Genomic DNA, 5,212 nt, shown 5'->3' with positions numbered 1-5,212 from the left:
GTCGTCTTCCCATGATCAATATGACCCATCGTCCCCACATTCACATGCGGCTTCGTCCGCTCAAACTTCGCCTTCGCCATCACAAAACCCTTTCCCGCTCGTAGCGGCGGGCAGACTCGAACTGCCGACCTCTCGATTATGAGTCGAGCGCTCTCACCAACTGAGCTACGCCGCCTCGACCTGCTTCTCTCGCCCGAGGGCACTTCCCGCTCGAGCATGCTCACCCCTTGCATGCCTGCTCTGCGAGCCGACCCGCTCTGCGGGGAGTGCGAGCCTCCTTCCGGACTCGAACCGGAGACCTCCGCCTTACCATGGCGGCGCTACTACCAACTGAGCTAAGGAGGCTAGGTTGTCACACCGCCGTGGCGGTGAGTGCCGGGAGAAGGATTTGAACCTCCGAAGGCATCGCCGGCAGATTTACAGTCTGCTCCCTTTGGCCGCTCGGGCATCCCGGCAAGCCCGAAGCCATGTCGGGCGGACCGTAGATTAGCTGTCTCTCAGCGGTGCGAAAACCGAAGCCGACCCAGGCTGAGGCCCAGGAGCGCCGAGACCGGCCGTGTCCCCTTGGTCATTCGTGTCGCCTGCCGGTTCGTGCCGACCAATGGTTGCCACCGGCGCGGCTTCGGAGCATGATGAGACCAACGAGAGGAGTCCGATGCAAGACCTCGACGAACGTCTGGCGAAGTGGAAGCAGGCCGAGTTGATCTCTGATGAACAGGCCGCTGCGATCGTCCGTTTCGAAGGTGCCGAGCAGCCGCAACGATCGACGCTGATCGCAGAAGTACTCGGCTATCTCGGAGGTGCCTTGGCGATCGTTGCCCTCTGGGTATTCATCGCCCAGTTCTGGGGGCGTCTGGAGATCTGGGCTCAGCTCACCCTGATCGGTGTATTGACCGTCGGCTTCCTGGCCGCCGGCGCCTGGTCACGCACCGGAGAGGGCGAAGCGGTCCGGCGCCTGTCGAGCTTCCTGTGGTTTCTCGGCATCACCGGCGTCGCCGGGTGGTTTGGAGTCTTCTCCGGTCAGATCCTCAACATCCACGACAAACCCCAGGCCCTGTGGATCACCATACCGACCTTTGTCGTGGCCACTCTGTTGTGGAAGGCGCTGCCCAAACTCCTACAGGCGGCAGCACTTATCGGAAGTGTTCATGCCGTGGTGCTGAGCGCCGTGGCGCAACTCGACCCGTCCCCCACCGAGTGGTTCGGGCTGATCGTGTGGGGAATCGGCGTCGCCACCGTGTTGTTGGCCTGGGGAGGAACCCTGCAGCCGGCGGGCACCTCATATGCCCTCGGCATCGCCGCGATCCTCATCGGACCGAGCATGGCTGCGGGCATGCTCGATACTGCTTGGCCGCTGTGGCTCGGTCTGGTGAGCGCCGCCGTGATGCTTGCGTCGAGCGTGCCACTGCGCGAAGTGCTGCTCCTGGTCGGCGGAGCAGGCGCCGTATTCGTGTTCCTCCCTCAGTTGATTTTCACCTACTTCGAGGAGTCCCTCGGCGTGCCGGTGGCGCTGTTCCTCTCCGGCGTTGTGCTCATTGGAGCTGCCCTACTGATCGCAAGACTTCGTGAGGAGGTGGCCGGAACATGAAACGTGCCACACTCGCCGTCGTCCTGTCGGTCCTGGTGCTGGTACTGGTCCTGACCGTGGTGCTCGTCTTCGGCGTCATCCCGTTCCCCGAGTATCCGTCGCTCGCCGAACAACCGGACCCGTCGATCCCCGGGACGGTGGTGTTCACCCGTGGTGACGACCCACCCTGTCTCGAAGTCGTCCCCGCCGGCGGTGGGGTCCCCAGAGAACTTCGGTGCGACCGGGACGTCGTCGGCAACGGTCTGGCATGGACGTCCGACGGGCTGATCGTGACGTTCGACGCCTCCACCTACCCGCCCCAGTATGCGCTGATCGACCCGGAGTCAGGCCAGGTCGTCGAACGGTTCGATGCCGGACTGGAGGGACCGGAACCACTCTTCCCCAATCCTGAGACCTCTCGTCGGGCCGACGGAGCAGTGCTCACCGCCGGCCAGTCGGCGGGTGGCGCAACACTGATGATCAAAGAACCGAACAAGGAATCGCGGCTGTTGCTCGAGGTGAGCGGTCCCCGTAACTATCGCTTCGACATAGTGCGATGGTCCCCCGACGGGAACTGGGCGCTGGTGATCGACTCCGAGGAACGGCTCCTGATCCTACGCGCCACCGGCGACCCCGAACCGCGGGTGCTCGTCAAAGGTGTGGCGCGATGGATGTCTGCCGCCTGGTACATCCCGGGATTCGATGGGTTCGAGGTCCCCGGCCGATAGAACGACTCCACGCTTCCCCCGGCGGGGAATCCCTCCGAGCCGGCAGCTCGGAGGGATGACGTAGAAGAACGTTCCGAACGAAGGCGTCCCGACACGGCAGGGCACACGAAACAACAGGAGACGGGCCGGTGATGCCGCCTCAGGTAGCGTTTGCCTTGATCAAGGGAGGCCGAATGGTGATCGTGCGCACAGTGTTGGCAGCGTTGGTGGGAGCATGGATCTTCGAGCGGCTCGAGGTCCCTGCGGGTGCGCTGATCGGCGCCATGGTTGCGGTCGCAGCCGTGAACCTCTTCGGTTCGAGCACAGTCCCACTGCCCGACTGGGCTCGCTTTCTCTCCTTCGCCGCACTGGGATGGCTGCTCGGTCAGGCCTTCACCCGCGAGACACTCTTGTCCCTGAAAGAGTCGATCGTCCCGGTGGCGATCATCGTCGTCTCCTTGTTGACGGCGACTGTGCTGATCACCCTCGTCCTGCGGACGCTCGGAGTGGATCTCGCCACCGCGTTTCTGGCATCGTCGCCCGGCGGGATCTCACAGATGGGCGCCATCGCCGCCGACCTCGGTGCCAACGCTCCGGTGGTCGTGACGGCACACCTCGTGCGGGTGATCACAGTAGTGGTCTTCGCTCCGCTGGTGGCCAAGCTCCTGATCCGGTAGCTGCCAGTTTCCTGTCACTATGAGCGTCGATATGCGACGCCAGCATTGACAGGAATCAGACCCCGCTTTTCCTGTCACTATGAGCGTCGGTATACGACGCCAGCATTGACAGGAACACGACCACGCGCCGGGATCAGGAGGCCGAACCGGCCTTGCGCAACACGAGGACACCGGGGATCAGCATCATGGCGACCAGCACCCAGTCGAAGCGTGCCGGCGCCCCGCGCCATCGGTAGTCGAGGAGTGCGATCACGGCGAGCGCGGCGCCGACGAAGATGAGCATACGGGCGGAGCGAAGAAGGATGCGTTGCCTCCCGTCCTGTGTGATCGGCGCCAGTCCGACGCCGTCGGCGACCGTCTGAAGCGACCGCGAGACGCCGCGGGACATGAACGCCACCATGCCGGTCGTGTACAAGACGCCGATCCCGACCCAGGTGGGCCGCACAAGGATCAGGACCACGATGCTGAGCACGCTGAGCGCAACCGCGATCGGCATCGTCTTGCGAAGGTGCTCCATCGCCCACTCGGGACCGTTGAGCGCCGACCGGGTGCTCACCATCCCACCCCATAGCCCGCCAAGCACCCCGACGGTGGCGACCACGGCGACGGCAACGTCGACTGAGAGGGTGATCACCTATCGGTCTCCACTCGCCATCTCCTCGAGTCGTCTGATCCGATCTTCGATCGGCGGGTGTGTCGAGAGCAGCTTCCCGAACCCACCGCGATTCCGTCCCTTGAGCGCCTTGAGCGGGTCGGCGATGAACAGCTGACTGACGGCCGGGTTGACGTTCATCGGCACCCTGGACGTCCCTATCTCGAGCTTGCGCAGCGCACTCGCCAGATGGAGCGGCTGCCCGGTGAGGATCGCGCCGGATGCGTCGGCCTGGTATTCGCGGGAACGAGAGATGGCCAGACGGATGATCATTGCAGCGAGGGGGGCAAGGATGAGGCTCACCAGGGCGACGATCCCGCCAAGCGGGTTGTCCCGGCTACTGCGCCGTCCCCCACCGAACCAGAAGGCCATGCGGGCCGAAATCGACAGGGCGGCGGCGAGCATCGCGGCGATGGAACTGATGAGGATGTCCCGGTTGCGGACGTGCGACAGCTCGTGCCCGATAACGCCTTCGAGCTCGTCACGATTGAGGATCTGCAAGATTCCGGTGGTGACTGCGACTGCTGCGTGAGCCGGATTGCGGCCGGTGGCAAACGCGTTGGGCTGCGGTGAGTCGATCACGTAGATGCGGGGCATCGGCATGTCGGCCTGGGTCGTGAGGTTCCGCACGATGGAGTAGACCTGGGGAAGTTCCTGCTCGGTGACCGGGCGGGCCCGCGACGCGGCCAGGGCCATCTTGTCACTGAAGAAGTAGGCGACAAAGTTGATACCGACGGCGAAGAGCAGTCCCACGTAGAACCCGCTGGTGCCGCCGAACAGGGTCATCCCGAGGTACCAGACCAGTGCCGAGAGGAACCCGAGGAGCGCAACGGTCTTGAGGTTGTTCATGGGAAGGATGGTACTGCGCGCCTGCGGTATCGGCAGGAGACACGAGGCTCCCCTCGCTCTGCCTGCACCACGCAACCGTCGAGGGTAGAGTCGAAAACGGTCGCTGGGGGAGACCTTCGAGTGTTCCTCAGCAGGGGTAAGTGAACGCGACTCGGGAGGAGCGAAGTGAAACGCTACATCATTCTCCTAGCCGTTATGGCTTTGATGGTTGGGGTGCTGGCAGCGCCGGCAGGGGCGGCAGACCCCCCAGACCGTGCGACACCACAGCGCGTCGGGGATAGGCCCGTTGTACTGGACGAGACGCTGACGATGGCGGCGGGGAACACCATTCAGGTGTTCGTCCAGCTGTCCGAGAAGTCGGTTGCCGATTATGTTGCCAGTGCACTCGAGGCAGGAGCTCCCAAGCCGTCGCCTGACGCCCAGAAGGCCCAGAAGGCCAAGATCGACAGGCAACAGGCCGATACCAGGCACGACCTGATGGCGACAGGCGCCACCGTGGTCGCCTCGCTCGATGTGGGCGCCAACGGCTTCATCGTCGACGTGGCGCCGGCCGATCTGGTCGAGCTGGCCGAAATCCCCAGCGTGGTATCGGTGGCTCGGGTGACCACGTTCAAGCCGACCAACGAGACGAGCGTCCCGTGGATCGGTGCGCCTTCGGTCTGGCACAATCTGTCGCTCACCGGCGACGGCGTCACCGTGGCGGTGATCGACACCGGTGTCGACTACGACCACAAGGACTTCGGCGGGCTCGGAGCGGCAG

Annotated in this window: 6 protein-coding genes and 3 tRNA genes; 4 read left to right on the top strand and 5 right to left on the bottom strand. The window is 64.3% G+C overall.

Annotated features, from left to right (window positions below; all coding sequences use genetic code 11):
• Positions 1–101 precede the first annotated feature (101 nt).
• The 3 genes from GWP04_12090 to GWP04_12080 form a co-directional block, all read right to left on the bottom strand.
• Positions 102–175: transfer RNA gene (locus GWP04_12090), tRNA-Met, on the bottom strand.
• A 96-nt stretch (positions 176–271) separates the two neighbouring features.
• Positions 272–345 (bottom strand) — tRNA-Thr (locus tag GWP04_12085).
• Between the two features lie 28 nt (positions 346–373).
• Positions 374–455 (bottom strand) — tRNA-Tyr (locus tag GWP04_12080).
• Between the two features lie 200 nt (positions 456–655).
• On the opposite strand from GWP04_12080, the gene GWP04_12075 reads away from it, so the two are divergent.
• The 3 genes from GWP04_12075 to GWP04_12065 all read left to right on the top strand — a co-directional run bounded on the left by GWP04_12075 (position 656) and on the right by GWP04_12065 (position 2,951).
• Positions 656–1,588 carry a DUF2157 domain-containing protein gene (locus GWP04_12075; protein ID NIA26286.1) on the top strand — a complete coding sequence of 311 codons (933 nt, stop codon included), beginning with the start codon at positions 656–658 and terminating at the stop codon, positions 1,586–1,588.
• Positions 1,585–2,295 carry a hypothetical protein gene (locus GWP04_12070; GenBank protein ID NIA26285.1) on the top strand — a complete coding sequence of 237 codons (711 nt, stop codon included), beginning with the start codon at positions 1,585–1,587 and terminating at the stop codon, positions 2,293–2,295. Before GWP04_12075 ends, GWP04_12070 begins: the two co-directional genes overlap by 4 nt.
• A 131-nt stretch (positions 2,296–2,426) precedes the next feature.
• Positions 2,427–2,951 (top strand): hypothetical protein, encoded by a 525-nt coding sequence (locus tag GWP04_12065; GenBank protein NIA26284.1) that lies wholly within the window; start codon positions 2,427–2,429, stop codon positions 2,949–2,951.
• A 133-nt stretch (positions 2,952–3,084) separates the two neighbouring features.
• Here GWP04_12065 and GWP04_12060 read toward each other — a convergent pair whose 3' ends face one another.
• Both GWP04_12060 and GWP04_12055 read right to left on the bottom strand, forming a co-directional pair.
• Positions 3,085–3,585, bottom strand: coding sequence for a hypothetical protein (locus GWP04_12060; protein ID NIA26283.1), 501 nt, complete (start codon positions 3,583–3,585; stop codon positions 3,085–3,087).
• Positions 3,586–4,452 carry a M48 family metalloprotease gene (locus tag GWP04_12055; protein ID NIA26282.1) on the bottom strand — a complete coding sequence of 289 codons (867 nt, stop codon included), beginning with the start codon at positions 4,450–4,452 and terminating at the stop codon, positions 3,586–3,588. It abuts the gene before it with no gap.
• 165 nt (positions 4,453–4,617) lie between these two features.
• Here GWP04_12055 and GWP04_12050 point away from each other — a divergent pair.
• On the top strand, positions 4,618–5,212 hold a 595-nt coding region (locus tag GWP04_12050), incomplete at its 3' end, for a hypothetical protein (protein ID NIA26281.1).

Source organism: Gammaproteobacteria bacterium (assembly GCA_011682695.1).
Lineage (GTDB): Bacteria > Actinomycetota > Acidimicrobiia > Spongiisociales > UBA4744 > BMS3Bbin01.
This window is presented reverse-complemented; position numbering and strand designations above follow the sequence as displayed.

What these genes read in the sequence shown, in the direction of transcription:
- GWP04_12075 (NIA26286.1), top strand. Translation starts at nt 656, where the DNA reads ATGCAAGACCTCGACGAACGTCTGGCGAAGTGGAAGCAGGCCGAGTTG.
- GWP04_12070 (NIA26285.1), top strand. Translation starts at nt 1,585, where the DNA reads ATGAAACGTGCCACACTCGCCGTCGTCCTGTCGGTCCTGGTGCTGGTA.
- GWP04_12065 (NIA26284.1), top strand. Translation starts at nt 2,427, where the DNA reads ATGCCGCCTCAGGTAGCGTTTGCCTTGATCAAGGGAGGCCGAATGGTG.
- GWP04_12055 (NIA26282.1), bottom strand. Translation starts at nt 4,452, where the DNA reads ATGAACAACCTCAAGACCGTTGCGCTCCTCGGGTTCCTCTCGGCACTG.